This is a genomic window from Mycobacterium barrassiae (assembly GCF_025822765.1).
Classification (GTDB): Bacteria; Actinomycetota; Actinomycetes; order Mycobacteriales; family Mycobacteriaceae; genus Mycobacterium; species Mycobacterium barrassiae.
On the sequence record NZ_JACKUK010000036.1, the window covers coordinates 78,955 to 103,632 of the forward strand.

26 protein-coding genes are annotated in these 24,678 nt (G+C 67.4%); 15 read left to right on the plus strand and 11 right to left on the minus strand.

Annotated features, from left to right (window positions below):
• Positions 1-2 precede the first annotated feature (2 nt).
• The 3 genes from H7J93_RS24410 to H7J93_RS24420 are packed head-to-tail and all read right to left on the minus strand — an operon-like array spanning position 3 to position 2,799.
• Positions 3-818 carry an HAD-IIA family hydrolase gene (locus tag H7J93_RS24410; RefSeq protein ID WP_267308869.1) on the minus strand — a complete coding sequence of 272 codons (816 nt, stop codon included), beginning with the start codon at positions 816-818 and terminating at the stop codon, positions 3-5.
• A gap of 41 nt (positions 819-859) precedes the next feature.
• Entirely contained in the window at positions 860-2,281 is a 1,422-nt protein-coding gene (locus tag H7J93_RS24415; RefSeq protein ID WP_267308954.1) for a PH domain-containing protein, read from the minus strand.
• A 41-nt stretch (positions 2,282-2,322) separates the two neighbouring features.
• Positions 2,323-2,799 (minus strand): PH domain-containing protein, encoded by a 477-nt coding sequence (locus tag H7J93_RS24420; protein ID WP_267308870.1) that lies wholly within the window; start codon positions 2,797-2,799, stop codon positions 2,323-2,325.
• A gap of 66 nt (positions 2,800-2,865) precedes the next feature.
• On the opposite strand from H7J93_RS24420, the gene H7J93_RS24425 reads away from it, so the two are divergent.
• The 6 genes from H7J93_RS24425 to H7J93_RS24450 all read left to right on the plus strand — a co-directional run bounded on the left by H7J93_RS24425 (position 2,866) and on the right by H7J93_RS24450 (position 9,418).
• Positions 2,866-3,786 carry an SDR family NAD(P)-dependent oxidoreductase gene (locus tag H7J93_RS24425; RefSeq protein ID WP_267308871.1) on the plus strand — a complete coding sequence of 307 codons (921 nt, stop codon included), beginning with the start codon at positions 2,866-2,868 and terminating at the stop codon, positions 3,784-3,786.
• Positions 3,786-4,982, plus strand: a complete 1,197-nt coding sequence (gene moeA / locus H7J93_RS24430) for a molybdopterin molybdotransferase MoeA (protein WP_267308955.1) — start codon at positions 3,786-3,788, stop codon at positions 4,980-4,982. Before H7J93_RS24425 ends, moeA begins: the two co-directional genes overlap by 1 nt.
• 40 nt (positions 4,983-5,022) lie before the next feature.
• Positions 5,023-5,754: a phosphatidylserine decarboxylase gene (locus tag H7J93_RS24435; RefSeq protein WP_267308872.1), complete on the plus strand. Its 732-nt coding sequence runs from the start codon at positions 5,023-5,025 to the stop codon at positions 5,752-5,754.
• A complete protein-coding gene (gene pssA, locus H7J93_RS24440) occupies positions 5,751-6,602 on the plus strand; it encodes a CDP-diacylglycerol--serine O-phosphatidyltransferase (protein WP_267308873.1) in 852 nt (283 codons plus the stop codon). The genes H7J93_RS24435 and pssA overlap by 4 nt, the downstream gene beginning before the upstream one ends.
• 1 nt (position 6,603) lies before the next feature.
• Entirely contained in the window at positions 6,604-8,817 is a 2,214-nt protein-coding gene (locus H7J93_RS24445; RefSeq protein ID WP_267308874.1) for an AAA family ATPase, read from the plus strand.
• Between the two features lie 157 nt (positions 8,818-8,974).
• Entirely contained in the window at positions 8,975-9,418 is a 444-nt protein-coding gene (locus tag H7J93_RS24450) for a DUF1707 domain-containing protein (protein WP_267308875.1), read from the plus strand.
• On the opposite strand, the gene H7J93_RS24455 is transcribed toward H7J93_RS24450, so the two are convergent.
• Together H7J93_RS24455 and H7J93_RS24460 are read right to left on the minus strand one after the other, a co-directional pair.
• Positions 9,385-10,041, minus strand: a complete 657-nt coding sequence (locus H7J93_RS24455; protein WP_267308876.1) for a response regulator — start codon at positions 10,039-10,041, stop codon at positions 9,385-9,387. The genes H7J93_RS24450 and H7J93_RS24455 overlap by 34 nt on opposite strands.
• Positions 10,041-10,895 (minus strand): sensor histidine kinase, encoded by an 855-nt coding sequence (locus H7J93_RS24460; protein ID WP_267308877.1) that lies wholly within the window; start codon positions 10,893-10,895, stop codon positions 10,041-10,043. Before H7J93_RS24460 ends, H7J93_RS24455 begins: the two co-directional genes overlap by 1 nt.
• Before the next feature lie 210 nt (positions 10,896-11,105).
• On the opposite strand from H7J93_RS24460, the gene H7J93_RS24465 reads away from it, so the two are divergent.
• Together H7J93_RS24465 and H7J93_RS24470 are read left to right on the plus strand one after the other, a co-directional pair.
• Entirely contained in the window at positions 11,106-11,564 is a 459-nt protein-coding gene (locus H7J93_RS24465) for a CBS domain-containing protein (RefSeq protein ID WP_267308878.1), read from the plus strand.
• Between the two features lie 13 nt (positions 11,565-11,577).
• Positions 11,578-12,864 carry an ArsB/NhaD family transporter gene (locus H7J93_RS24470; RefSeq protein WP_267308879.1) on the plus strand — a complete coding sequence of 429 codons (1,287 nt, stop codon included), beginning with the start codon at positions 11,578-11,580 and terminating at the stop codon, positions 12,862-12,864.
• On the opposite strand, the gene H7J93_RS24475 is transcribed toward H7J93_RS24470, so the two are convergent.
• Positions 12,855-14,279 (minus strand): FAD-dependent monooxygenase, encoded by a 1,425-nt coding sequence (locus H7J93_RS24475; protein ID WP_267308880.1) that lies wholly within the window; start codon positions 14,277-14,279, stop codon positions 12,855-12,857. The genes H7J93_RS24470 and H7J93_RS24475 overlap by 10 nt on opposite strands.
• A 129-nt stretch (positions 14,280-14,408) precedes the next feature.
• Between H7J93_RS24475 and H7J93_RS24480 the strand changes: the two genes are divergently transcribed.
• Genes H7J93_RS24480 through H7J93_RS24510 form a run of 7 tightly spaced genes read left to right on the plus strand, consistent with a single transcriptional unit; the run spans position 14,409 to position 21,382 of the window.
• A complete protein-coding gene (locus H7J93_RS24480) occupies positions 14,409-17,291 on the plus strand; it encodes a Na+/H+ antiporter subunit A (RefSeq protein WP_267308881.1) in 2,883 nt (960 codons plus the stop codon).
• Entirely contained in the window at positions 17,291-17,761 is a 471-nt protein-coding gene (locus tag H7J93_RS24485) for a Na(+)/H(+) antiporter subunit C (RefSeq protein WP_267308882.1), read from the plus strand. Before H7J93_RS24480 ends, H7J93_RS24485 begins: the two co-directional genes overlap by 1 nt.
• Complete coding sequence (locus tag H7J93_RS24490) at positions 17,758-19,353, plus strand: Na+/H+ antiporter subunit D (RefSeq protein WP_267308883.1); 1,596 nt, start codon at positions 17,758-17,760, stop codon at positions 19,351-19,353. Before H7J93_RS24485 ends, H7J93_RS24490 begins: the two co-directional genes overlap by 4 nt.
• Positions 19,350-19,883, plus strand: a complete 534-nt coding sequence (locus H7J93_RS24495) for a Na+/H+ antiporter subunit E (protein ID WP_267308884.1) — start codon at positions 19,350-19,352, stop codon at positions 19,881-19,883. Before H7J93_RS24490 ends, H7J93_RS24495 begins: the two co-directional genes overlap by 4 nt.
• Positions 19,880-20,164, plus strand: coding sequence for a monovalent cation/H+ antiporter complex subunit F (locus tag H7J93_RS24500; RefSeq protein ID WP_267308885.1), 285 nt, complete (start codon positions 19,880-19,882; stop codon positions 20,162-20,164). Before H7J93_RS24495 ends, H7J93_RS24500 begins: the two co-directional genes overlap by 4 nt.
• The gene (mnhG, locus tag H7J93_RS24505; RefSeq protein ID WP_267308886.1) at positions 20,161-20,517 is read left to right on the plus strand and encodes a monovalent cation/H(+) antiporter subunit G; all 357 of its coding nucleotides are present in this window, start codon (positions 20,161-20,163) and stop codon (positions 20,515-20,517) included. Before H7J93_RS24500 ends, mnhG begins: the two co-directional genes overlap by 4 nt.
• The gene (locus H7J93_RS24510) at positions 20,504-21,382 is read left to right on the plus strand and encodes an SAM-dependent methyltransferase (protein WP_267308887.1); all 879 of its coding nucleotides are present in this window, start codon (positions 20,504-20,506) and stop codon (positions 21,380-21,382) included. Before mnhG ends, H7J93_RS24510 begins: the two co-directional genes overlap by 14 nt.
• Positions 21,383-21,390: 8 nt before the next feature.
• On the opposite strand, the gene H7J93_RS24515 is transcribed toward H7J93_RS24510, so the two are convergent.
• From H7J93_RS24515 to napA, 5 genes are read right to left on the minus strand one after another with little or no spacing between them, the layout of a single operon-like run.
• The gene (locus H7J93_RS24515) at positions 21,391-22,023 is read right to left on the minus strand and encodes an LON peptidase substrate-binding domain-containing protein (protein ID WP_267308888.1); all 633 of its coding nucleotides are present in this window, start codon (positions 22,021-22,023) and stop codon (positions 21,391-21,393) included.
• A gap of 2 nt (positions 22,024-22,025) precedes the next feature.
• Positions 22,026-23,159, minus strand: a complete 1,134-nt coding sequence (locus H7J93_RS24520) for a glutamate--cysteine ligase (protein ID WP_267308889.1) — start codon at positions 23,157-23,159, stop codon at positions 22,026-22,028.
• Positions 23,140-23,847, minus strand: coding sequence for a superoxide dismutase[Cu-Zn] (gene sodC, locus H7J93_RS24525; RefSeq protein WP_267308890.1), 708 nt, complete (start codon positions 23,845-23,847; stop codon positions 23,140-23,142). The genes H7J93_RS24520 and sodC overlap by 20 nt, the downstream gene beginning before the upstream one ends.
• A 10-nt stretch (positions 23,848-23,857) precedes the next feature.
• Positions 23,858-24,316 (minus strand): LytR C-terminal domain-containing protein, encoded by a 459-nt coding sequence (locus tag H7J93_RS24530; RefSeq protein ID WP_267308891.1) that lies wholly within the window; start codon positions 24,314-24,316, stop codon positions 23,858-23,860.
• A 52-nt stretch (positions 24,317-24,368) separates the two neighbouring features.
• Positions 24,369-24,677: a nucleoid-associated protein NapA gene (napA, locus tag H7J93_RS24535; RefSeq protein WP_083156359.1), complete on the minus strand. Its 309-nt coding sequence runs from the start codon at positions 24,675-24,677 to the stop codon at positions 24,369-24,371.
• Between the last annotated feature and the right edge of the window lies 1 nt (position 24,678).

Here is a 24,678-nt window from a genome sequence, read left to right on the forward strand (position 1 = left end):
CGCTACAACCCTAGCAACCCCGGCAGGTCGGCGACCGAATCGATGACGTGGTTGGGCTGCATCGCGAACTCGTCGGCCGCCCACCGGTCCAACGTGTCCTGACGAAACTTGCCGGTGCGCACCAACACCCCGGTCATGCCCACCACCTGTGCGGGCAGCACATCGTTGTTGAGGTCGTCGCCGATCATGTACATCTCGTCCGGGTCGACACCGAGACGGCTTGCGGCGGCGAGGAACCCCTCGGGTGCGGGCTTGCCGACGGCGGTGGCCTTGCGCCCCGACGTCTGCTCCATGCCGATCAGGTACATGCCGGTGTCGATGCGCAGACCGGCGCTGGTGGTCCAGGCCGTGCTGCGATGCATCGCCACCACCGGGATGCCCTGGGACATCCAGTCGTAGACCCACGACAGCGTCAGATGGCTGTATTCCGGCCCGGCCCCGCCGAGCAGCACCACGTCGGGCTTCTCCGGCGCCTCGGGTCCGCTGAACTCGGTGGAGTACACGATGTCGATGCCGGGCATGTCCTCGGCGATCTGACCGCTGTTGACCAGGAAGCACCGCGCATCCGGATAGTTGTGCCGGACGTATTCCGCGGTCAGCACGGCCGCGGTGATCACCTCGTCGGAGCGCACGGCCATGCCCGCATTGGTCAACAGCTCGGCGATCTGCACCCGGGTCTTGGTGGTGGTGTTCGTGAGGTACGAGCACGCGATCTGGTGCTCGGCCAGGGTCTGCAACGCCTCCGCGGCGCCCGCGATGGGCTGCCATGAGGTCACCAGGACGCCGTCGATGTCGAACAACACACCACCGATCGCCATGGCCCGACAGTAAACGGCGGCTGAATCAATGCAAGTCGGGGTCACCCCGAGTTACCCAAGTCACCTGCCCATTTGCAGTTCGCCACCCACGGCGACGCCGCGGCCGCAATGGACCAGGCGATGTCCGCGGGCACATCAATCACCTGGTAGTGCTTGACGCCTGCCGCGGTGGCGGCGATCAGCGTGGCCACGCCGGCTCGGCGCTGCATCAGGGTCTGCCGCACGGTCCATCCGATGATGCCGGGTCCAGCGATGCAGTCGCGCCTGCGATGAAGGCTTCCGGTCCGCGCCACCAGCCAGCCGTCGCCCACCCGGTGGCCGAGCGCGCGTGAGCGGTCGTGGGCAAGCAGTGCACAGCAGACGCCGAGCAGCGCCAGCACCACCCAGGCCCACGCGGGCACGCCGACGATCAGCAGCACGATCGCAGCCAACGCGGGCAGTACCAGGGCACGCGTCCAACGCCTGCGAGTGGCCGCGGGCCCGTGCCGGCGCAGCGGCCCCCACACGGCGTCCGGCTGGGCGATCAGTTCGGCGAGCACCGCTTCGGCGGTCGACCTCGGGCACGGCGGTAACAACGTCGACGCTTCACCCGCCCCGCCGACCCCCGTCATCACCGCGTCCAACCGGGCGCCGCCGAACATCCTGACCAGCAACGGCTCTCGCAGCGTTCCGCCACGCAACCTGCGCATGTCGAAGGTGTGCTCGCGCACCCGCAGCAGCCCGTGCTTGAGGTGCAGGACGTCGGCGTCGCGCCGCAGATCGAGGTTTCCGTACGTCAGAAGGGACTGCAGCACCGACAACACCGACGACGCGAACAGCACCAGCACCACGACGGCGACGACGATCACTGCGATACCGAAGCGGTCTGCCAACGCCGCGCCGGACTGTTCGAGCCGCGAATCACGCAGTGCCGCAGTCGCACCCACTTGATAAGCCAGGCCGGCCGCCGCGGCGATCATCGCCAGACCGGTGAAGCTCAACGGGCTGTATCGCAGCCAGGACGGCTGCCAACGGGCGAGCACCCGCCCCGGCGTCATCGTCGGCTGCTCGACGTCGGGTGCCAACGAATCGGCCAGCAGAATCGCGCGCAGCCGCGGCACCTCGTCGGCCACGACCGCGTCGAGCGCGAATGCGTTGTCCCCTGTCGCCGCCTGACCGGTGCTGACCCGCACGACGGTCAGCCCGAGCAGCCGGTGCAGCAGCCTGGAATCCGTCGACACCGAGCGAATCCTGTTGCGCGGAAGGGAAAGTACCTTGCGTTGCAGGATTCCCGTCCGCAGTTGCACCTCGCCGGGGCCGATGCGGTAGCTCGTGGTGAACCAGCGGGCGATGCCGAACGCCACCGTCAACACGAGAACCACGACCGCGTACATCGGGTTCCCGGTCGCCGAGCCCAGCACGACCGTGCCGATGATCACCGGGATCTGCCGCAGCACCTCATGAACGGGATGCACCAACAGCATGCGAGGACTGAGCCGGTTCCAACCCCCGTCAACGGGCGTACTCACGTGGCGTCCTCGGCGCCGATCGCCGCGATGTCGGTGAGTTGCGCGACGACGCGGTCGGCGACGTCGACGTCCAGCGCGACGATGCGTACCGCACCTGCCGACGACGCCGTCGTCACGGTGACATTCGCAAGGCCGAACAGGCGGTCCAGCGGCCCGCGTTCGGTGTCGACGGTCTGCACTCTGGATATCGGGGCGATGCGCCGTTCCTGCACAAGCCATCCCGTGCGGGTGTACACCGCGTCCGGACTTACGTCCCAGCGGTGTACGCGGAACCGCCACAACGGAACCACCACGACGAACAGGACCACACCGACGGCCGTCGCCATCGCCACGAGCGCGTTCAGCCACCACCGGCTGTGGTCGATGACGAACCACACCAGCTGGCCTAACGCGAACATCGTCCAGGGAATTGCCGCGCCCAGCGCCCACACGAGCGGCGCCTTGCGGCTCGGTGGGTTCGCGGGATCCTGCATAGAACGAAAGTAACCGCCGACGCAAGACCAGTTCGCCAGACCGGTTGGCCTGAGTATGTTGATCGCATGAGCGCCAAATGGACCGCGGCCGATGTGCCCGACCAATCCGGGCGAGTCGCGATAATCACCGGATCGAACACCGGCATCGGCTACGGAGCTGCGGCCGTGCTCGCCGCCAAGGGCGCCCACACGGTGTTGGCAGTGCGCAACGTCGACAAGGGCAACGACGCCGCGGCGCGCATCAAGAGCGCGAGCCCGAACGCGACCGTCACCGTCCAACAGCTCGACCTGACCTCGCTGGACAACATCCGCGCCGCGGCCGACGATCTGCGCGCCAAATTCGACCGCATCGATCTGCTGATCAACAACGCGGGCGTGATGTACACGGACAAGGCCCGCACCAAGGACGGTTTCGAGCTGCAGTTCGGCACCAACCATCTGGGCCATTTCGCGCTCACCGGTCTGCTGCTCGACAACCTGCTGTCGGTGGACGGCTCGCGGGTCGTCACGGTCAGCAGCATGGCCCACCGCATCCGCGCCAAGATCCACTTCGATGACCTCAATCTCGACCGCAACTACAACCGCGTCGTCGCATACGGTCAGTCCAAGCTCGCCAACCTCCTGTTCACCTACGAGCTCGCGCGGCGGCTGCAGGCCAAGGGGGCGCCGACGATCGCCACCGCGGCGCACCCGGGTGCCGCCGACACCGAACTGCTGCGCAACATGCCCGCAGGTATCCGGCAGGTCGGCCAGTTCTTCTGGTCGACGTTCATCGCGCAGAGTGCCGACATGGGGGCCGAGCCGACGCTACGCGCGGCGACGGACCCGGCCGCCAAGAATGCGGAGTACTACGGCCCCAGTGGCTTCCAGGAACAGCGGGGCCACCCGAAAGTCGTTGCCTCCACCGCACAGTCACACGACGAGAGCATTCAGCGTCGGTTGTGGACGGTGTCCGAGGAGCTGACCGGCGTGACCTTCCCCGTGTGATGCGGTCCGTCGAAGAACATCAGCGCGTCGTCGCCGGCCTGATCACTCGCAGGCCGGCGGTCACCATGCCCATCGCTGAGACGCTGGGCCTGGTACTCGCCGACGATGTGGTGGCTCCGCTGTCGCTTCCCGGCTTCGACAATTCCGCGATGGACGGGTACGCCGTTGTCGCCGAGGATATTTCGGGCGCGACACCAGAACAGCCGGTGTTGTTGCCCGTCGCCGAGGACATTCCGGCGGGCCGCACCGACCAGCTCACGCTCAAGCCCGGCACCGCGCACCGGATCATGACGGGCGCGCCGCTGCCCAGCGTCGCCACCGCCGTGATCCCCGTCGAGGCCACCAACGCCGCCACCGACACCGTCGAGATCCGCGCGAGCGCGAAACCGGGACAGCACATCCGCCGTGCGGGTGAGGACGTCACCGCGGGCACCACCGTGTTGCGGGCGGGGCAGGTGGTCACCCCCGCGGCGCTCGGCCTGGCGGCGGCGCTGGGGCTCGGCGAGTTGTCGGTCATTCCGCGCCAGCGGGTCCTGGTGATGTCGACGGGATCGGAACTCGTCGCACCCGGAACTCCGCTGCAGCCGGGCCAGATCTACGAATCCAACGCGGTGATGCTCGCCGCGGCCCTGCGCGATGCCGGCGCCGAGGTGGTGGCCACCCCGACCGCCGGAGACGACGTTGCGGTGTTCCGCGACGCACTGGACCGCCACCGCGGCGACGCCGATCTGATCATCACCACCGGCGGCGTGAGCGCGGGCGCATACGAGGTGGTCAAGGACGCATTGGGCGAAGGCCAGGTCGAATTCGTCAAGGTCGCGATGCAGCCCGGCATGCCGCAGGGTTCGGGCGTCGTCGACGGCACCCCGATCATCACCCTGCCGGGCAACCCGGTCAGCGCGCTGGTGTCGTTCGAAGTGTTCCTGCGGGCACCCCTGCGGAGCGCGATGGGGCTGCCTCACCCCGAGCGCCCGCGGCGCACCGCGGTGTTGACCGAGGACCTCACCTCACCGCGAGGGAAACGTCAGTACCGCCGCGGAGTCTTCGATCCGGACGCGGGCACCGTCACCAGTTATGGGCCGCCCGCATCCCATCACCTGCGCTGGCTGGCGTCGGCGAACTGTCTGTTGGAGATCGACGAGGATGTCGTCGAACTCGCCGGTGGATCCCATGTTCAGATCTGGGACTTGGCATAGGCCTATTGGCGCCACGTCACGCCCGTAGAATCGCCCCACGATGGCCAGACGCCCCGACAACAACAAATCCGGCCCCGCACGGTTCGCCGCGCTGGTGCGTACCTCGATACCCCCGATGCACCCTGCGGGCCTGCCGTTCGTCGGTGCCAGCCTCGCGGTGGCGGCGCTCGGACACCGGAGTCGGTGGCTGCGACGCGCAGGCGTCGCATCCGCATTGGCCAACGCCGCGTTCTTCCGACATCCGCCGCGGGTGCCACCAAACCGTCCCGGCGTCGTCGTGGCTCCGGCCGACGGGCTGATCTGTCTCATCCAGGACGCCATACCGCCGGCCGAACTCGGCCTGCCCGCAACGCCTTTGCCGCGGGTCAGCATTTTCCTGTCGGTACTGGACGCGCACGTGCAGCGCGCACCGGTCGGCGGTGAGGTGGTGGCGGTCTGCCACCGGCCCGGAAAGTTTCATTCGGCCGAACTTGAGGCGGCCAGCGAGCTCAACGAACGCAACAGCATCGTCATCCGCACGCCGGAGGGTGCCCAGGTGATCGCGGTGCAGATCGCGGGCCTGGTGGCCCGCCGCATCGTGTGCGACGCGAAGGTCGGTGACAAGCTGGCGATCGGCGATACGTACGGGTTGATCCGGTACGGCTCACGCCTCGACACCTACCTGCCCGCGGGATCAAACCTCCTGGTCACCGTCGGCCAGCGGGCAGTCGGCGGGGAAACGGTGTTGGCCGAGCTCGGGCCCGATGACGTCGGGCGGACGGCTCCCGCATGATCAAGCCCCGCGTCAAGGCGCCGGTGATCAGCCTGCGCATTCTGCCCAGCGCCATGACCGTGACCGCCATCTGCCTCGGCTTGAGCGCAGTGAAATTCGCCCTCGACGGCCGACCGACGGAATCGATGGCGTTTCTGGCCGTTGCCGCGATCCTCGACGCACTCGACGGCCGCATGGCCCGGATCTTGAAGGCCACGTCCCGGATGGGCGAGGAGATCGACTCACTCGCCGACGCGGTGAACTTCGGTGTCGCACCGGCGTTCATCGTCTACGCAACCCTGCTCTCGACGTCCCAGATCGGCTGGATCGTGGTGTTGCTCTACGCGGTGTGCATCGTGTTGCGGCTGGCGCGGTTCAACGCGATGCTCGACGTCGCCAAGCCCGCATACGAGAACAAGTACTTCGTCGGCATGCCTGCCCCCGCCGGGGCGATCGGGGCGATCGGTCCGCTGGCCGCCAAGATGCAGTTCGGCGAAGGCTGGTGGACGTCTGAAATCGCAGTGATCGTCTGGATGGTCGGCGTCTCGCTGTTGGTGGTCAGCACGCTGCCGATGCGCAAGATCCACACCTTCTCGGTGTCACCGAACATGGTTGCGCCGCTTCTGGTGGCCGTCGCGATTCTGGTCGCGGCGTCGATCCTGTACGGCTACCTCGTGATCCTGGCGATCATCCTCGGCTATGTCATCCACATCCCGTTCGCGATCCGGACCCGGCGCTTCCTGGCGGAGCATCCCGAGGTGTGGGACGACAAACCGCGGCAGCAGCGGGCCGCGCGACGGGCGATCCGCCGCGCGCAGCCGCACCGGAGGTCCGTGATGCGACTCGGATTGCGCAGGCCGGGCTCCTGACGTGACCGGTTTCGACTCGGGGCGCTCTGCAACCGACCGCCCCGCCCTCAAACAGCAGCTCACGCTCACCGCCAGGTTGAACACGTCGGCGTTGGACACCCGCCGCGGTGTGGTCAGGCTTCATCCGGAAGTGATTGCGGCACTTGGTATCCGCGAATGGGATGCGGTCGCGCTGACGGGTTCGCGCACCACCGCCGCGGTGGCGGGCGTGGCACCGCCGGGCACACCGACCGGCACCGCGCTGCTCGACGATGTGACGCTGTCCAATGCCGGTGTTCGCGAGAACGCCCCGGTGCTGGTCGAACCCGTGACGGTGTACGGCGCGCGTTCGGTGACGCTGTCGGGCTCCAACCTCGCCACTCAGTCGATCTCACCGGCGACGCTGCGTCAGGCGCTACTGGGCAAGGTGATGATGGTGGGCGACACCGTCTCGTTGCTGCCGCGTGAGCTGGGTCCGGACATCCCCACGTCGGCGGCGACCTCCGCGCTCGCGTCGTCGGTGGGCATCACCTGGACGTCCGAACTGCTCACGGTGACCGGCGTCGATCCTGCGGGACCGGTGAGCGTACAACCCAATTCGTTGGTGAGCTGGGGAGACGGGGTGACGCCCACGAAGGCTGCGTCGTCGGCCCAGCCGACCGTCACCGCGGGCGAGAAGGCCCCCGCTGTCAGCTTCGACGACCTCAAGGGCGCGCACGCCCAGGCGTCTCGGTTGTCCGAATGGCTCAAACTCGCTCTCGATCAGCCGGAGCTGCTCGAAACTCTGGGTGCCACAGCCAATCTCGGTGTGCTGGTGTCCGGACCGGCAGGCGTCGGCAAGGCCACCATGGTGCGCACGGTCTGCACCGATCGCCGTCTCGTCGAGCTCGACGGTCCCGAGGTGGGTGCGCTGCGCGCCGAGGATCGGCTGTCCAGCGTGTCGTCGGCGGTGTCCACCGTGCGTGACGGCGGCGGCGTGCTGCTGATCACCGATATCGACGCATTGCTCCCCTCACCCGCCGAACCCGTTGCGACGCTGATCCTCACGGAGTTGCGCAACGCCGTCGCCACCCGAGGCGTCGCGTTCGTCGCCACCTCCGCGGTACCCGACAACGTCGACCCGCGGCTGCGGGCGCCCGACCTCTGCGACCGCGAGCTCGGCCTGAGCCTGCCGGACGGGTCGATCCGCAGGCAGCTGCTCGAGGTGCTGCTGCGCGACGTCCCGTCAGGTGAACTCGATCTGGGCGAAATCGCCGAACGCACACCCGGTTTCGTCGTCGCCGATCTGTGTGCGCTGGTGCGCGAGGCGGCGCTGCGGGCGGCCGCGAGGGCCAGCTCGGACGGCAAGCCGCCGGAGTTGACGCAGGACGATCTGACCGGCGCGCTGAGCGTCATCCGGCCCCTGTCGCGGTCGGCCACCGAAGAGGTGTCGGTCGGTTCGGTGACACTCGAGGACGTCGGCGACATGGCCGACACCAAGCAGGCGCTCACCGAGGCGGTGCTGTGGCCGTTGCAGCATCCGGAGACCTTCGAGCGACTCGGTGTCGAGCCACCGCGCGGTGTGCTGCTCTACGGCCCGCCGGGCTGCGGCAAGACGTTCGTGGTGCGGGCGCTGGCCAGCTCGGGACGGCTGAGCGTGCACGCCGTCAAGGGTGCCGAGCTGATGGACAAGTGGGTCGGCGCCTCGGAGAAGGCGGTCCGCGACCTGTTCCGTCGCGCGCGCGACTCTGCGCCGTCGCTGGTGTTCCTCGACGAGCTCGACGCATTGGCGCCGCGGCGCGGGCAGAGCTTCGACTCCGGGGTCACCGACCGGGTGGTCGCCGCGCTGCTCACCGAACTCGACGGGATCGAGCCGCTGCGCAACGTGGTGGTACTCGGCGCGACGAACCGTCCCGACCTGATCGACCCGGCGCTGCTGCGACCCGGACGGCTGGAGAAGCTGGTCTTCGTCGAGCCGCCCGACGCCGAGGCACGTCGCGAGATCCTGCGCACCGCAGGCAAATCCGTGCCGCTGGCCGACGACGTCGATCTCGACGCCCTGGCCGGCGACCTGGAGGGCTACAGCGCCGCCGACTGCGTGGCGCTGCTGCGCGAGTCCGCGCTGACGGCGATGCGCCGCTCGATCGACGCCGCCGCCGTCACAGCTGAGGACGTCGCCAAGGCCCGCGAAACCGTGCGGCCGTCGCTCGATCCCGTCCAGGTCGAGTCGCTACGCGCGTTCTCCGCCGCACGCTGACTCCCCCTTCCGCCGAGACTGCTGCCAGATCGCGATTTCGCGGAAATTCGCGATCTGTGCGCAGTCTCGGCGACCTCCGGATTAGATCTTGACAGTGACTAGTTGAGGGTGCATAGTCGTAACTAGCCACTGTCAAGATTGACTATCGGGAGGCACGATGCGAGCCGGCGATCTCGAACGGGAGCGGACCGCGAATCAACTGGGTCAGGCACTGGCGCAGGGCTACCTCACGCTGGACGAATACGAGCCCCGACTGCAGGCCACATTCGCCGCGCACACCACCGACGAACTGCACGACCTGGTCGCAGACCTGCCGCTGGACCGGATCCGGCGCAACGACCCGGCCCGCAGGCAGGCCCGCCGAACGGCAGCACGCCGCGGCGTGCAGATCCACCTCGGCGCCTACATGTCGATGGTCGTCATCGTGCTGGCCGTGTGGCTGGCCGTCGGCCTGACCGCCGGCGCCTGGTACTTCTGGCCGATCTGGCCCATCCTCGGCGCGGGCATCGGGCTCGTCGGCCATGCCCTGCCGGTCCGCTTCGCGACACCCGCGCTATGCGGAGCGCGTCACGGTTCGATCAGGCCGGCGCGGATCGCGTAGCGCGTCAACGCCACCCGGTCCTGCAGACCGAGTTTGGCCAACGTGTTGGTGCGGTGGCGGTCGACGGTCTTGGTGCTGATGCTCAGCGTCGCCGCGATCTCCCGCGTCGAGAAGCCCTCGGCGATCAGCTTGAGCACCTCCTCCTCGCGAGGCGTGAGGATGGTCTCGGGCAACGAGTCGCCGTGCCGCGCCCTGTGCAGGTAGTCGCGGATCAGCGCGGTGACCGCACCGGCATAGAGGAACGGCTCGCCCCGCAGCGTCGCGCGGCACGCCTCGAGCAGATCGCGGTCGGCCACCGACTTGAGTACATAGCCCGACGCGCCCGCTTTCAACGCCTCGAAGAAGTACTGCTCGTTGTCGTACATCGACAGGATCAGGATCCGCACATGCGGATACCGCCGATTCATCTCCCGCGCCGCCTGCAGACCCGTCATCCGTGGCATCGCGATATCGAGAATCGCCAGGTCGGCCGGGATACGCGAGAGGACGTCGAGCGCCTCGTGTCCGTCGGCGGCCTCCGCCACCACCGTCAGATCCGGCTCCGCGTCGAGGATCATCCGCAGGCCGCTGCGAACCAGGGCATGGTCGTCGGCGAGCAGGATCCGCGCGGGCGAGGCGAGCATCAGTCATCCGGCCCGGGCAACGGGATCACCAGTCGGACCTCGGTGCCCTCGTCCTTGGGGGAGGTGATCGTCAGCGCCGCGTTCACCAGCAGCGCCCGCTCCCGCATCCCGTTGATTCCCGCACCCTCCTCCGCGACACCACCACATCCGTCGTCGGCGATCCGCAACGTCAATCGCTTGGCGGTGGAGTGCATGTCGAGCCACACCTTGTTGGCCCCCGCATGCCTGGCGATGTTCGTGAGGCTCTCCTGGGCGACCCGGTAACACACCAGCTCGACGTCGGCGGGCAGCCGATCAGCATGGGACGCAATGTGTTTGACCACCTTCAAACCAGTGGCCTGCGAGAACTCACTGCACAGGGCGTTGAGTGCGCTGGTCAGTCCAAGGTCCTCGAGTGCGTCCGGACGCAACCGGCGGACGATGCTTCTGACCTCGTCGAGGCTCGCCCGTACCGCCTCCTGCGAACCGGCCAGTTCGCTCTTGATGTCTGCGGGTGCACGGTCGACGGCGCGTTTGAGCATCAACAGCGCGACGGTGAGCGTCTGCCCGATCTCATCATGCAGCTCGCGCGCGATGCGCTGACGTTCGTTCTCCTGCGCCGCCAGCGCCGCCGCACCCGCGGTCGTCCGTGCAGACTTCAGCATCGGCGCCAGACTCGATCGCAGCAGCAGCGCATTCGCCGTCAGCATCACCGCCAGCCCGACGACGAGAACCGGGATCTCCGTCAACTTGATACGCGACGACACCGTCGCCGGGGACAACGCCAGGACCAGGGTGCCGAGCACGAAGATCAGCCCGTTGATCACGAAGACACGCCGGAACAGCGCGTTGGCCCGGGTGCGCGCCCCTTTCATGACCCCAGCGTGGACCGTCAAACCGAGATTTGTCCATACAGGGCGTTTCCCTGCCCGAATGGGTGTCAGACCCGATGGTGCGGTGTCCGTTCCACGCCGAGACTGACCTCACCATGCACAAAGTGCTTCGCCGCCGACCGGAGAACGAGGACGATGACGCTTACCGCAGATACCGCCGGCACTAGATGGACCGCCCGAGAAGAAACCGTCATGCAAGCACATGAGATCGCCGTGACCCCACCGACGGTGCGAATGGACGATCCGGTGTCCAAGGCCATCCAACTGATGGTCGTCAACCGACTCCCGGGCCTCGTGGTGGTCGACGAATCCGACCACCCCGTCGCCGTATTGCCGGGCACCCAGGTGTTGCGGCTGACCATCCCGGAGTCCTACCGCGACGATCCGGCACTGGTCCGGACCGTCGACGAAATCCACGCCGACCTGTTCTGGCACGGCCCAGGCAAGCTGACCGTCGGCGACTGCCTGCCCTCACCGGTCGCCAAACCGGTGACGGTGGCACCCGACGCGACCCTCCTGGAGGTCGCGACCGTGATGGCGACCAAGCGCAGCCCGCTCATCGCGGTGGTGGATCGCGACGGAAAGCTGGTCGGTGCAGTGACGCTCGAGCGATTACTCACCAGCTTGGCCGTGGCCGGCCCCAACGACTGAACCCCCGACCCCCGTGCTGGCTCCACTACTGGCGCTGGCGATATTCGTCGTCGCGTTCTGGTTTCTGGCGACCGAGCGCGCGAACAAGGTAAAAACCGTCCTCGTCGCCGCCGGGCTGATGACGCTCCTCGGCCTGACGCCCGGCGTGCAGATCTTCTATTCCGAACACGAGGGCATCGACTGGAACGTCATCTTCCTGCTGCTCGGCATGATGGTCATCGTCGGCGTGGTCAAGCAGACCGGCCTGTTCGACTTCCTGGCCATCTGGGCCGCAAAACGGTCCAAGGGCAGCCCATTTCGGCTCATGGTGATGCTGATGGTCATCACCGGCGTGGCCTCCCCGGTGCTCGACAACGTCACCATCATCATGCTCGTCGCACCCGTCACGCTCGTGATCTGCGACCGGCTGGAGATCGCACCTCAACCGTTCCTGATCGCCCAGGTGTTGGCGTCCAACATCGGCGGCGCGGCCACCCTCATCGGCGATCCGCCCAACATCATCATCGGTAGCCGGGCGGGCCTGACGTTCAACGACTTCCTGGTCCACATGGCGCCGGTGGTCGCCGTCATCTTCGTCCTGTTCGTGTTGTTCACGCGATTTCTGTTCCGAAAAGACCTGCGCTCCAACCACATGCGGATGGACAAGGTGATGGCGCTGCAGGAACGACGGGCCATCAAGGACACCCGGCTGCTCGTGCGGTCGATGGTGGTGCTGGCGTTGGTGGTCATCGGCTTCTGTCTGCACTCGGTGCTGCATGTCGCCCCCTCCATCGTCGCCCTGCTGGGGGCGGGCACCATGCTGCTGGTCACCAACGTCGATGTCGCCGAGGTGCTTCCCGAAGTCGAGTGGCCCACGTTGGTGTTCTTCATGGGCCTGTTCGCCATGGTGTCCGGTCTGGTGCACACCGGGGTGATCGGTTGGCTGGGCGACGCGGCGGTCCACCTGTTCAGCGACAACTTCTTCCTTGCCGCCACCGGCCTGATGTTCGGCTCCGCGGTACTCGGCGCGTTCATCGACAACATCCCGTACACGGCAACGTTGACGCCGGTGGTCGAGGACATGGTTGACCACGCACCAGACCCCGAATCCGGCAGAGCGCTGTGGTGGGCATTCGCACTGGGCGCATGCTTCTCGGGCAACGGCACCGCGATCGCCGCGAGCGCCAACGTGGTCGCCATCGGCATCGCGCAGCGCGCCGGCCACGCGATCAGCTTCTGGCGCTTCACCCGCTACGGCATCGTGGTGACGATCCTCTCCACGGCGCTGGCGTGGCTCTACGTCTGGCTGCGCTACTTCTGATGAATCCAGTTATCAACCGCCGCAACCAGTTCCGCTTCACTTGGCACCCGGTCGCTCGCCCATGCCACATAACCGTCCGGGCGGACGAGAACCGCGTCGGGAATTTCCGGATGCCTTCCGGTGACCTGCACGACGTCGGAGCGGCCGATCTCCACCGGCGTCGCGGTGACGGCGACGAACTTCTGACCCCGCAGCAGTTCGTAGAGCCGGGTGCCGTTGCAGTCGATATCGGGCATCCGCCGGCCCACCATCCGATGCTCGCCACCCTTGTGCGCGTAGGCAATTCCGATACCGCTGAGGAACTCCCGCAGGATTCGCCTTGTCTTCGGGACCCGCGTCAACGTTCCGATCACGATGTTTCGCGCAAGACGCTGCACCTTCGAGTTTCCCAGCACCACCTGGTTGAACGCATCGGTCGTGCGCAGCACGGCGGCACCGACCGGATGCCGCTCGGCTTCATAGGTGTCCAACAGCGACGGCGGCGCCGTTCCGTTGACGGCGGCGACCAGCTTCCAGCCCAGGTTCATGGCGTCCCCGATGCCGGTGTTCATGCCCTGGCCGCCGAGCGGCGAGTGCACGTGCGCGGCGTCGCCCGCGATGAACACCCGCCCCGACCGGTAGTGCCGTGCCTGTTTGCGCTCCGACAGGAACCGCGAACTCCACCTCATGTCGGTCATGCCGTAGTCGTCACCCGCGATGCGCACGAACGAATCGCGAATCTCGTCCAGCGTCACGGGTTCGGACAGGGGCGCCTGTTCGCGCAGCCGGTCCCATCCGATGGCGCGGAACCAGCCGTCACCGAACGGGATCATCAGCACGACGCCGCGTTCGTTGGTCACGCCGGTCAACGTGTCCTCCGGTGCCCGCGAGAGCGCGATATCAGCCAGCAGGATGTGGGTCTCATACTGCTTGCCGACGAAGTCGATGCCGATCTGGCTCCGGACCGTGCTGTGCGCGCCGTCGCAACCCACGACGTACTTCGCGCGAACGCTGTGGCCGTCGGCGCACTCGACCGTGACGCCTTCGTCGTCCTGGGTCAGCCCCACCACCTCAGCGCCCCGGACGATCGGCACTCCGAGTTCGGCGGCCCGACCCTCGAGCACCTGCTCGGTGCCGCTCTGGGGGACGATCAACAACATCGCGTACCGGCCGGGCAGCTCCCGCAGGTCCAACGTCGCGCCACCGGGCGGAGCGACCTCGTACACAGACACACCGAGCGGGATCAGAGCGTCGGCCATGCCGCGCGCGTCGAGCAGTTCGAGGGTCCGGGCATGCACGGCGAACGCCCTGGTGATGTTGGGTGTTGAGGCCCGCTCCTCGAGCAGGCGCACCGACAGACCGCCCAGCGCGAATTCGCAGGACAGCATCAGGCCGGTCGGCCCCGCACCGACCACTACCACATCGGCAATGTCCACTACGCCGGATGGTAGCCCTATCGGCCCACGTAGAATGGCTTAAAGCCAGAGCATTCACCCGGCTGACACCCCGCCATCTGCCCTTCGCCGACGGCTGATTGCCGAGCCCACGACAGAAACGGAGTGCCCTTGCTCGCCGTCCTCATCGCCCACGCGGTCGCGACCGCGCTGGCACCCCTGCTTGTGCAGAAGTGGGGACGGATGGCGTTCTACCCGTTGGCACTGGTGCCGCTCGGCTCGCTGATCTGGGTGGTCACCAACTGGCCGAGGCCCGGCGCGGCGCCGACGGTCGATGTGCCGTGGGTGCCTGAGCTGTCGATGAACATCGTCCTACGGTTCGACTCCCTCGCGGCCATCATGAGCGTGCTCGTGCTGGGCATCGGTGCGCTGGTGCTCTTCTACTGCACCGACTACTTCCACCACCGCGACGGACACACCGAGAAGCGACTACCCAGCTTCGCGGCTGAGCTGGTGGCGTTCTCCGGCGCGATGTTCGGCCTGGTGACCAGCGACAACATGCTCCTGCTGTACGTGTTCTGGGAGATCACGACGGTGTTGTCGTTCCTGCTCGTCGGCCACTACGCCGAGCGCGCCACCAGCCGCCGCGCGGCGACCCAGGCGCTGCTCGTCACGACGTTCGGCGGGCTGGCGATGCTGGTGGGCATCATCGTGCTCGGCAACACCGCGGGCACCTATCGCCTGTCCGAACTCGTCGCGTCACCACCGACCGGCGTGGCCGTATCGGTCGCGTTGGTGCTCGTCCTCATCGGGGCCCTGTCCAAATCCGCCATCGTGCCCCTGCACTTCTGGCTGCCCGGCGCGATGGCCGCCCCGACGCCGGTCAGCGCCTACCTCCACGCCGCGGCGATGGTCAAGGCGGGGGTCTATCTCATCGCCCGCATGACCCCGGGGTTCGCCGATGCGGCGCCATGGCGACCGACCGTGATCACGCTCGGCCTGCTGACGATGCTGCTTGCCGGCTGGCGCGCGGTGCGTGAATACGACCTCAAGCTGATCCTTGCCTTCGGCACGGTCAGCCAGCTGGGCCTGATCACCGTGATGGTCGGTGGCGGCGGCAGTGACCTGATGCTCGGCGGGTTGGCGATGCTGTGTGCGCACGCGATGTTCAAGGCGGCACTGTTCATGGTCGTCGGCATCATCGACCACACCACCGGCACCCGCGACATCCGCAGGCTCGCCTGGCTCGGTGCGCGTGCGCGCCCGCTGCTGGTCATCGCCATCGGCGCCACGGCGAGTATGGCCGCGTTGCCGCCGTTCTTCGGGTTCGTCGCCAAGGAGGCCGACTTCGAGACCGTGCTGCACAGCCCGAGCCTCGGCGCGGCAGCGCCCTTCGTGCTCGCGGGAATCATGCTCGGTTCGGTCTTCACCACGATCTACAGCCTGCGTTTCCTGTGGGGAGCGTTCGGCCGCAAAGGATTACCGGAACCGAGCAAGCGCGTCGTTGAGATGCACCACCCGAATGTCACCTTCCTGATCGCACCCGGCATCCTCGCCGCGGCGGGGCTGCTCTTCGGGTTGTGGCCCGGCGGACTGGGCAACGTGCTGGACACCTATGCGGACACGGTGCCGGGCGGGGAGGACTATGAGCTCGCGCTGTGGCACGGCCTGAATCTGCCGCTGCTGTTGTCGGCGCTCGTCCTCGGTGTCGGCGTCGCCGCGTTCCTCGCCAGGGCCCGCCTGTGGCGGGTGCGCGGCATGCGCGAGTCTCTCGGCAACGCCGACCGCATCTATGACTCCGTGGTGCGCCACCTGGACCGGTGGTCGGTGGAACTCACCGCGGTCACCCAGCGTGGTTCGATACCCGTCACCCAGTCGGCCATCCTGACGACGTTGGTGTTGGTGCCGACGATCACGCTCGCTCTCGGGGCGAAGGACCGCCCCGACTTCAAACTCTGGGGCTCGCCGCTGCAGGTGGTCGTCGGACTGATCATCCTTGGCGCGGCCGTGGGCGCGATGGTGATGCGCAACCGGTTGGCGGCGGTGCTGCTGGTGGGGGTGACGGGCTACGGCTGTGGCGTGATCTTCTCGCTGCACGGTGCGCCCGACCTGGCGCTGACCCAGTTCCTGGTGGAGACGCTGACACTCGTCGTGTTCGTGTTGGTATTGCGGACGCTGCCCGCCGAGTCCGATCGCGTCCACATCAAACGCAACCGCCTGCCGCGGGTCGTACTGGCCCTCGCGGTCGGCGCCACGGTCACCGCCCTGGCGGCGTACGCGATGGCCGCGCGCACGGACATCCCGATCGCGTCGCTGATCCCCGATGCGGCGTACTACCGCGGCCACGGCTCAAACGCCGTCAACGTGCTACTCGTCGACATCCGCGCCTGGGACACCATGGGCGAGATCATGGTGCTCCTGGTCGCGGCGACGGGCGTGGCCTCGATGGTGTTCCGGCACAGGCGATTCGGGGCACCACCCCGGGTCTCCGACGTCGGTCAGCCCGATATCGGACGCCTGCCACCGATCCCGGGCACCAGCCCCGCGGCGGGCGACATCACGTGGCTGCGGGGCAGCGAACTGCGCGACCCGAGGCATCGGTCGCTGATCCTCGAGGTCGCCACACGGCTCATCTTCCCGCTGATCATGGTGTTGTCGGCGTACTTCTTCTTCGCCGGTCACAACACTCCTGGCGGCGGATTCGCCGGCGGATTGACGGCGGGGCTGGCGCTGGTGCTGCGCTACCTCGCAGGCGGACGCTATGAACTGGGCGAGACGCTGCCGCTGGACGCAGGCAAGATCCTCGGCGCGGGTTTGAGCCTGTCGGCGGGCACCGCGATCGCCTCGCTTCTGGTGGGAGCGCCGGTGTTGTCGTCGGCGCTGATCGAGATCGACGTGCCGGTACTGGGCACCGTCAAGTTCGTCACCGCGTTGTTCTTCGACCTCGGCGTCTACCTGATCGTCGTCGGACTGGTCCTCGACGTGCTGCGCAGCCTCGGCGCCCGCATCGACGTCGAGTTGAGTCAGGACCAGAAGAGGACGGTGGCCGCCTGATGACCACCTCGTTCGTGCCGCTCGTCCTGATCGGCGGACTCACCAGCGCAGGCATCTACCTGCTGCTGGAGCGAAACCTGACGCGAATGTTGTTGGGCCTGTTGCTGATCGGCAACGCCGTCAACCTGCTGATCCTGGTGGTCGGGGGTCCGTCGGGCAACCCGCCGATCAGGGGCCGCACCAGCGCGGACAACACCGTGACGGCGGATCCGTTGGCGCAGGGCATGATCCTGACGGCCATCGTCATCACCATGGGCGTCGCGGCGTTCGTACTGGCGATGGCGTACCGGTCCTACCGGTTGACCACTGAAGAGGAAGTGGGCGACGACCCCATGGATGCGCAGGTCTCGGAGCTGGCCGCCCAGGACACCGGTGCCGTAAAGGAGGACCTTCCGCAACCAGACGTCGCCCGCGACACCGATGCCCCCGACGAACTGGACGCGCTGCCGGGATTCGAGGGGTCGAAATGAACCTCCCCGCCACGCTGATGCCGCTGCCCGTGTTGATCCCCACACTGGGCGCGGCGGCGACACTGATCGCCGGTCGCCGTCCGAGGCTACAGCGGCTCATCACCCTCATCGCCTTGTCGATCGTCGTCGCCGTGTGCGCCGCGCTGCTCGTCCTCGCCGACCGGGAAGGCACGCTCGTGCTGAACGTCGGCGGCTGGGGCCAGTCGGTGCCCGGCATGGGTCCGCTGGGCATCACCCTCGTCGTCGACCGGCTGTCGGCCCTGATGCTCGTCGTCTCGTCGATCGTGCTGCTGGCGGTGGTGTTCTACGCCATCGGTCAGGGCATCCGAGACGGTGACGAGCGTCAGCCCGTGTCGATCTTCATGCCGACCTACCTGGTGCTGTCGGCCGGCGTCTACACGGCCTTCCTCGCCGGTGACCTTTTCAACCTCTTCGTCGGATTCGAGGTGCTGCTGGCGGCGAGCTTCGTGTTGCTGACCATCGGGGCGAGCAAAGACCGTGTCCGCGCGGGCATCTCGTACGTGATGGTCTCGATGGTGTCGTCGCTGATATTCCTGTTCGGGATCGCCCTCGTGTACGCCGCCACCGGGACGCTGAACATGGCGGAGATCGCCGTGCGGCTCGACGACGTGTCCACCGGCACCCGCTCGGCGATCTTCGCCGTGCTGTTGGTGGCCTTCGGGATCAAGGCCGCGGTCTTTCCGCTGTCGGGGTGGCTGCCCGACTCCTACCCCACCGCACCTGCCCCGGTGACCGCGGTGTTCGCCGGCTTGCTCACCAAAGTGGGTGTGTACGCGATCATCCGGGCGCATTCGCTGTTGTTCCCCAGCGGTGGGCTCGACCCTGTCCTGCTGGTGGCGGCGTTGTTCACGATGCTGATCGGCATCCTCGGTGCCATCGCCCAGAACGACATCAAACGACTGCTTTCCTTCACCCTGGTCAGCCACATCGGCTACATGGTGTTCGGCATCGCGCTGGCCAACGCGCTCGGGATGTCGGGCGCGATCTACTACGTCGCACACCACATCCTGGTGCAGACCACCCTCTTCCTCGTCGTCGGCCTGATCGAACGTCAGGCCGGGGCGTCGACGATGGACCGGCTCGGCGGCCTGGCGGCGGCCAGCCCGCTGCTGGCGTTCGTGTTCGTGGTGCCCGCACTCAATCTCGGCGGTATACCGCCGTTCTCGGGTTTCATCGGAAAGGTCGCGCTGCTGGAGGCCGGCGCACAGGTCGGCTCGGTGCTGGCGTGGACGCTCGTCGGTGGCGGCGTCGTGACCAGCCTGCTGACGCTCTATGTGGTGGCCCGGGTGTGGACGAGGGCGTTCTGGCGCTCGCGCGCGGACGCGCCGGAAGGTCATCTCTCCGCGGCCTCACCGTCGGCGCTGCTCGACGAGCCCGAGGACATCCAGTTTGTCGACCGTGACAACGTGGGACGGATGCCGGCCGGGATGGTCGCGCCGACGGGCGCGCTGATCGCCGTCGGACTGGCACTGACCGTCTTCGCCGGGCCGATCTTCTCCTACAGTGAGCGCGCCGCGGATGAGGTGTTGGACCGCGGCCAGTACATCAGCGCGGTGGTGGGGACCCCATGAGACGTATTGCGTTGCGGGTCTGGGTGATCTGTTGGCTGGTGCTGGTCTGGGTGTTGCTGTGGGGCACGTTCTCCGCCGCCAACATCCTCTCGGGGCTGGCGGTCGCCCTGTTGATCACCTGGCTCCTGCCGTTGCCCGTGGTACCCGTCAACGGCAAGGTGCACCCCCTGTCGCTGCTGCGGCTGCTCCTCACCGTCATCTACTTCCTGGTGTTGTCGTCGGTGCAGGTCGCCTGGCTGGCAATCAAGCCGGGGCCGCCGCCGTTGTCGGCCGTGATGCGCGCGCACCTTTCGGTCAAGTCCGATTTGGTACTGGCGTTGGCGGTCAACATCTTCAACCTCATCCCCGGATCGATCGTGTTGGAGATCGACCAGACCCGCCGACGGCTGTACATGCACGTCCTCGACGTCGGTTCGGACCGCGCGGTCGAGAAGTTCCACCGCCAGGTCGCCGTCGTGGAGCGGCTGCTGGTGGCGAGCTTCGAACGCGACGAGGACTGGCGCCCGACCGTGAGTGAGGAGAGCGCGTGACAGTCGTCTGGGTCATCGCCGCCGTCATGATCATCACGGCGGCGGCATTCACGATGTTCCGTCTACTGGCAGGGCCGAGCACGCTGGATCGTCTGGTGGCGGTGGATTGCCTTGTCGCGGTGGCGATGTGCGGCATCGGGATCTGGGCCGCCTACAGCCTCGACACCACCGTCACCTACGGCCTCACCGCGTTGGCGTTGATCAGCTTCGTCGGCTCGGTGAGCGTCGCGAGGTTCCGCGTGCCCGACATCGACAAGCCTCCCACCAGGCGGCCGCGATGAGCATCTTCGACATCGTTGCCAGCGTGCTCATCCTCGGCGGCTCCGCGCTCGCGCTGACCGCCGCCATCGGCGTGGTCCGGTTTCCCGACACCCTGACTCGGATGCACGCGGCTTCCAAGCCGCAGGTGCTGGGTCTGCTGCTCGTGCTCGCGGGGGCGGCGGTCCGGCTGCACGGTCACGTCGACGTCGGCATGCTGGTGCTGACCGGATTGTTTACGGTGATCACCGCCCCAGTCATCGCCAACAGGGTTGGCCAGCTTGCTTATCGGGAACAGAACGTTCGCGACGACTTGCTGACAAAGGACGAGATGTACGAGTTCACCGAACCCGAGACCGGCAATGGCCAGGTCTGACGACGACAGCTGGGACATCACCGAAAGCGTCGGCGCGACCGCGCTCGGGGTGGCGTGGGCGCGGTCTCAGGAAGCGGGTTCGTGTTGCCCACTGTTCACCGACTCCTATGCGCAGCGATTCATCGATGCGGCCCTTGCGCGCGGCTGGCAGTTGCCGCCGTCCCACATGGTCGAGCGGATCCGGTCGATATCGAATTACGCGGCGTCCCGCACGAAGTGGTTCGACGACTTCTTCATCACCGCCGGCGCCAACGGCGTCGTGCAGGCTGTCATCCTCGCCGCGGGACTCGACGCCAGGGCCTGGCGGCTGCCCTGGGCCACGGACAGCGTCGTCTTCGAGATCGACCAGCCGAAGGTGCTCGCTTTCAAGGCCGAGACGCTGGTGAACGACCGACCGGCGGCCCGTTACGTGGCGGTGCCCATCGATTTGCGCCAGGACTGGCCTACGGCCCTGCGCGACGCGGGTTTCGATACGCAGGAGCCGACGGCGTGGGCCGCCGAGGGCCTGCTGCCCTACCTACCTGCCGATGGGCAGGACCTGCTGTTCGAGCGCATCCACGAACTCAGCGCGCCCGGCAGCCGCATCGGCGTCGAATCGTTTGGCGCCGGGTTCTTCGACTCCGGATATCTGGAGAGCCGACGCGAACAGTTGCGCCAACTGCGTGAGCAGGCCGGTGACGACGCCGACGCCCCCGATGTGCAGGATCTCTGGTTCATCGAGGAGCGCACCGACGTCGCCGAGTGGTTGATGAAGCACGGCTGGCGGGTGTCGTCGGATGACGCCGGGGCCCTGATGGAGCGCTACGGCCGACCGCCCACCGAGACGACGCCGCGTACCGCGTTCGTGGAGGGTGTGCGCGTCTAGCCTGAGCGCTACTCGGACAGCTGGAACTCGACCATCGCGGTGACGGTGTCGACGGCCTCACTCAACGCCGCCACGCGTGCGGCGACGGATGGCGCGGCGAGCACCGCGTACCGGTCCGCCTGGCCCATCGGGAGGCGGGAAGCCAAGGCGTACAACCACATCGACGCATCGCCCGACTCGTCGGCACCCGCGACGATGTCCCTTCCGACCACCTGGGCGCCGCGCGCCTGCGCGATCCGCTCGAACAACGCGACCATCCGGTCCTCGATGTCCCTGATCGCGTCCACATCGACGCCCTCGCCCGGTTCGTCGGGCCAGGGTTCGACAGCCGCGCGGGGATACGGATCGTCGGGCTGCCACTCCACGACCCTGATCCGCTCGCCCATCGCGCACCGCAGACGATAACGGCCGTCCCCGAAGTCGGCGGCCTCGACGATGTGTGCCATGGCGCCGACGTCGCTGCGGACGTCACCGCCACCCACCTCGCGGCCCGCGGCGATCAGCACCACGCCGAACGCCGGATCGTCTGTGGTGAGGCACTCGGAAATCATTGCGGTGTAACGCGGTTCGAAGATCCGCAGCGGAAGCTCCTCGCCGGGCAGCATCGCCACCTGCAGCGGGAACATCGGCGTGACGGCCACCCTCAGATGTCCAACTCGGCGACCAGCGCGTCGACCACCGCGCGCAGATCGCCGTCGTGCTCCTCCGCGACCCGCCGTTGACGCTGGTAGGACCCGCCCGACTTGCAGATGTCGGTGACACGGCGGAGTTCGTCGGCACACTTCAACGACGCGGCCACCGGCTCCAGGCGGTTCAGCAGATCGTCGAGATCCTCGGTCACCAGACGCTCGTTGCTGTCTTCGTCCAGGATGATCACGGCGTCCAAGCCGTAACGGGCTGCGCGCCACTTGTTTTCCTGTACATGCCATGGCGGCATCGTGGGGAGCCGTTCCCCGGCGTCCAGGCGTCGATCGAGATCGACGATCAGGCAATGCGTCAGCGCGACGATCGCGCTCAGCTCGTGCACGTTCGACACCCCGTCGAAGACCCGCACCTCCACCGTGCCGATGTGCGGCGACGGCCGGATGTCCCAACGGATCTCGTTCATGTGGTCGATGATGCCGGTCTTCTTCTGGTCGTGAACGAAGCCTTCCCACTCCCGCCACGTCTGAAAGTGGAACGGCAGCCCGGCCGTCGGCAGCTGCTGGAACATCATCGCGCGGTTGGACGCATAGCCGGTGTCCTCACCGTCCCAGAACGGCGACGACGCGGACAGCGCCAGCAGATGCGGGTAGTGATTGAGCAACGACGTGTTGATCGCCATCACCTTGTGCGCAGACGAGATACCGACGTGCACATGGACACCCCAGATCAGCATCTGCCGACCCCACCACTGCGTGCGCTTGATCAGCTCGGCGTAACGGGGCGCATCGGTCAGACTCTCCGGGGACCACTTCGCGAACGGATGCGTGCCCGCACAGAACAGCTCCATGTTGCGGTCGCGCACGATCTTGCGAGCGGTGCGCAGCGTGGAGCGCAGATCGTCCATCGCCTCGGGGACGGAATCACAGACGCCGGTGACGATCTCGACGGTGTTGCGCAGCAGCTCCTTGTGGACCCGCGGGTTGTTCTCGCCGAGTTCCTCGATGACCTCGGTGGCCTCGTTGCTCACGTCGCGGGTCTCGGCGTCGACGAGCGCGAACTCCCATTCCACCCCGATGGTCGGGCGGGGTGAACCGACGAAATCTATATGGCTGCTAGCCGGTGCCGATGACACCGCACGCCACGCGCTTTCCGGCGTCGCCCGTGGCCAGCGTGGTCTCGTCCGGCGGCGGGGCGCCGTTGACCTGCTGATAGCGCTCGGGCGGGATGTTGGCGAAGTTGTCCGCCTTCTCGTGGATGATGATCGCCGTCTTGGCGTCGCTCGTCAGGTCCTCCGCGGTGAACGCGTCGGTGGTGGTCACCAGCAGCGCGGAGCCGTCCTCGCGAACCTGCAGCGATGACAGGTCACCGCTCGCGGGATGACCGGTGTGTCCGGCCACCTGCAAATGTCCACCGGCCGAGTTAAAGTCGCCCGGCGCACCGCCTGCCGGCGCGACCGAATTCGGCTCGCACTTGCCGACCGAGTGGATGTGCAGGCCGTGGAAGCCGGGCGCCAACTCGCCTGGGGCGGCGGTCTCCACGGTGACGGTGGCGTAGTTCCCGCTGAACGCGATCTGCGCCGTTGCGACCGTGGTGCCTTCCGCGTTCTTCAGGTCCGCGGTCAGCGTCTCGCCGGCGGCCTCACCCCCGGTGCCACCGTGGCCACCCCCGTGTTCACCCGGCGGCGCCGCCGGCGACGGCGAACCCGTCCAGATCGACGGCGTGGTGCCCGGCGAGGTTGCGGGTTGTTCGGGGGAGCTACAAGCGGTCAACACGAGAGCGGGAACAGCGAAGCAAGCTGCGGCAGCGACGGTCTTCAGCATGGGCAAGAGCCTAGCCGGTGACCACCACGAGGACGCCCGGCGGTTGCTCTGCGAGCTCGGGCAGTCGCGGTTCGACCGGGGCGTCCAACAACCTGCCGATCTCCTCGGCGGCCTCCCGCTCCCCGGGGCCGTCGGTGAAGTACACGGTATTGACCGTGACGTCCGGCAACTCGAGGTTCCCGGTCTCGGCGACGTCCCAGCCGCCCTCGCGAAGCCGACTGGCGGTACCTTCCGCGGCACCATCGACCGTCGAGATGTTGTAGACGCGCACCTCGGGCTTGGCCGGCTTGGTTGTCGTTGGGCTGGTTTTCGTGGTCGTCGTGGTGGTTGTCGCGATGGGCGACTGCTCGCCCTCGTCGTCTCCGCCACCCATCGCCTGGAATCCGACCAGCAGAAACACCACGCCGAGGAACAGCAGGACCATCACCATCGCGCGCAGGGGGAGGCCAGAGGATTTTTGCTGATTCATTGCGTTCACTGTATCCAGCCGGACAAACCGGCCCGCCAATCCCCCGACGGGCTCAGGTGACGTCGAAGCCCAACCGACGTGCGGCCCGCGCCTTCTGCCGGCTGGCCCGCAACCGGCGCAACCGCTTGACCAGCATCGGGTCGGCGGCAAGGGCCTCTGGGCGGTCGACGAGGGCGTTCAGCACCTGGTAGTAGCGGGTCGCCGACATGGAGAACAACTCTTTGATCGCGTCTTCCTTGGAGCCCGCGTACTTCCACCACTGGCGCTCGAACGCCAAGATGTCGTGCTCGCGCCGGGTCAACCCGTCAGCCAGGGCAGGGTCGTCCCCGGATTGCTCAGTCCGCGCGATTGCGCCGTCCATT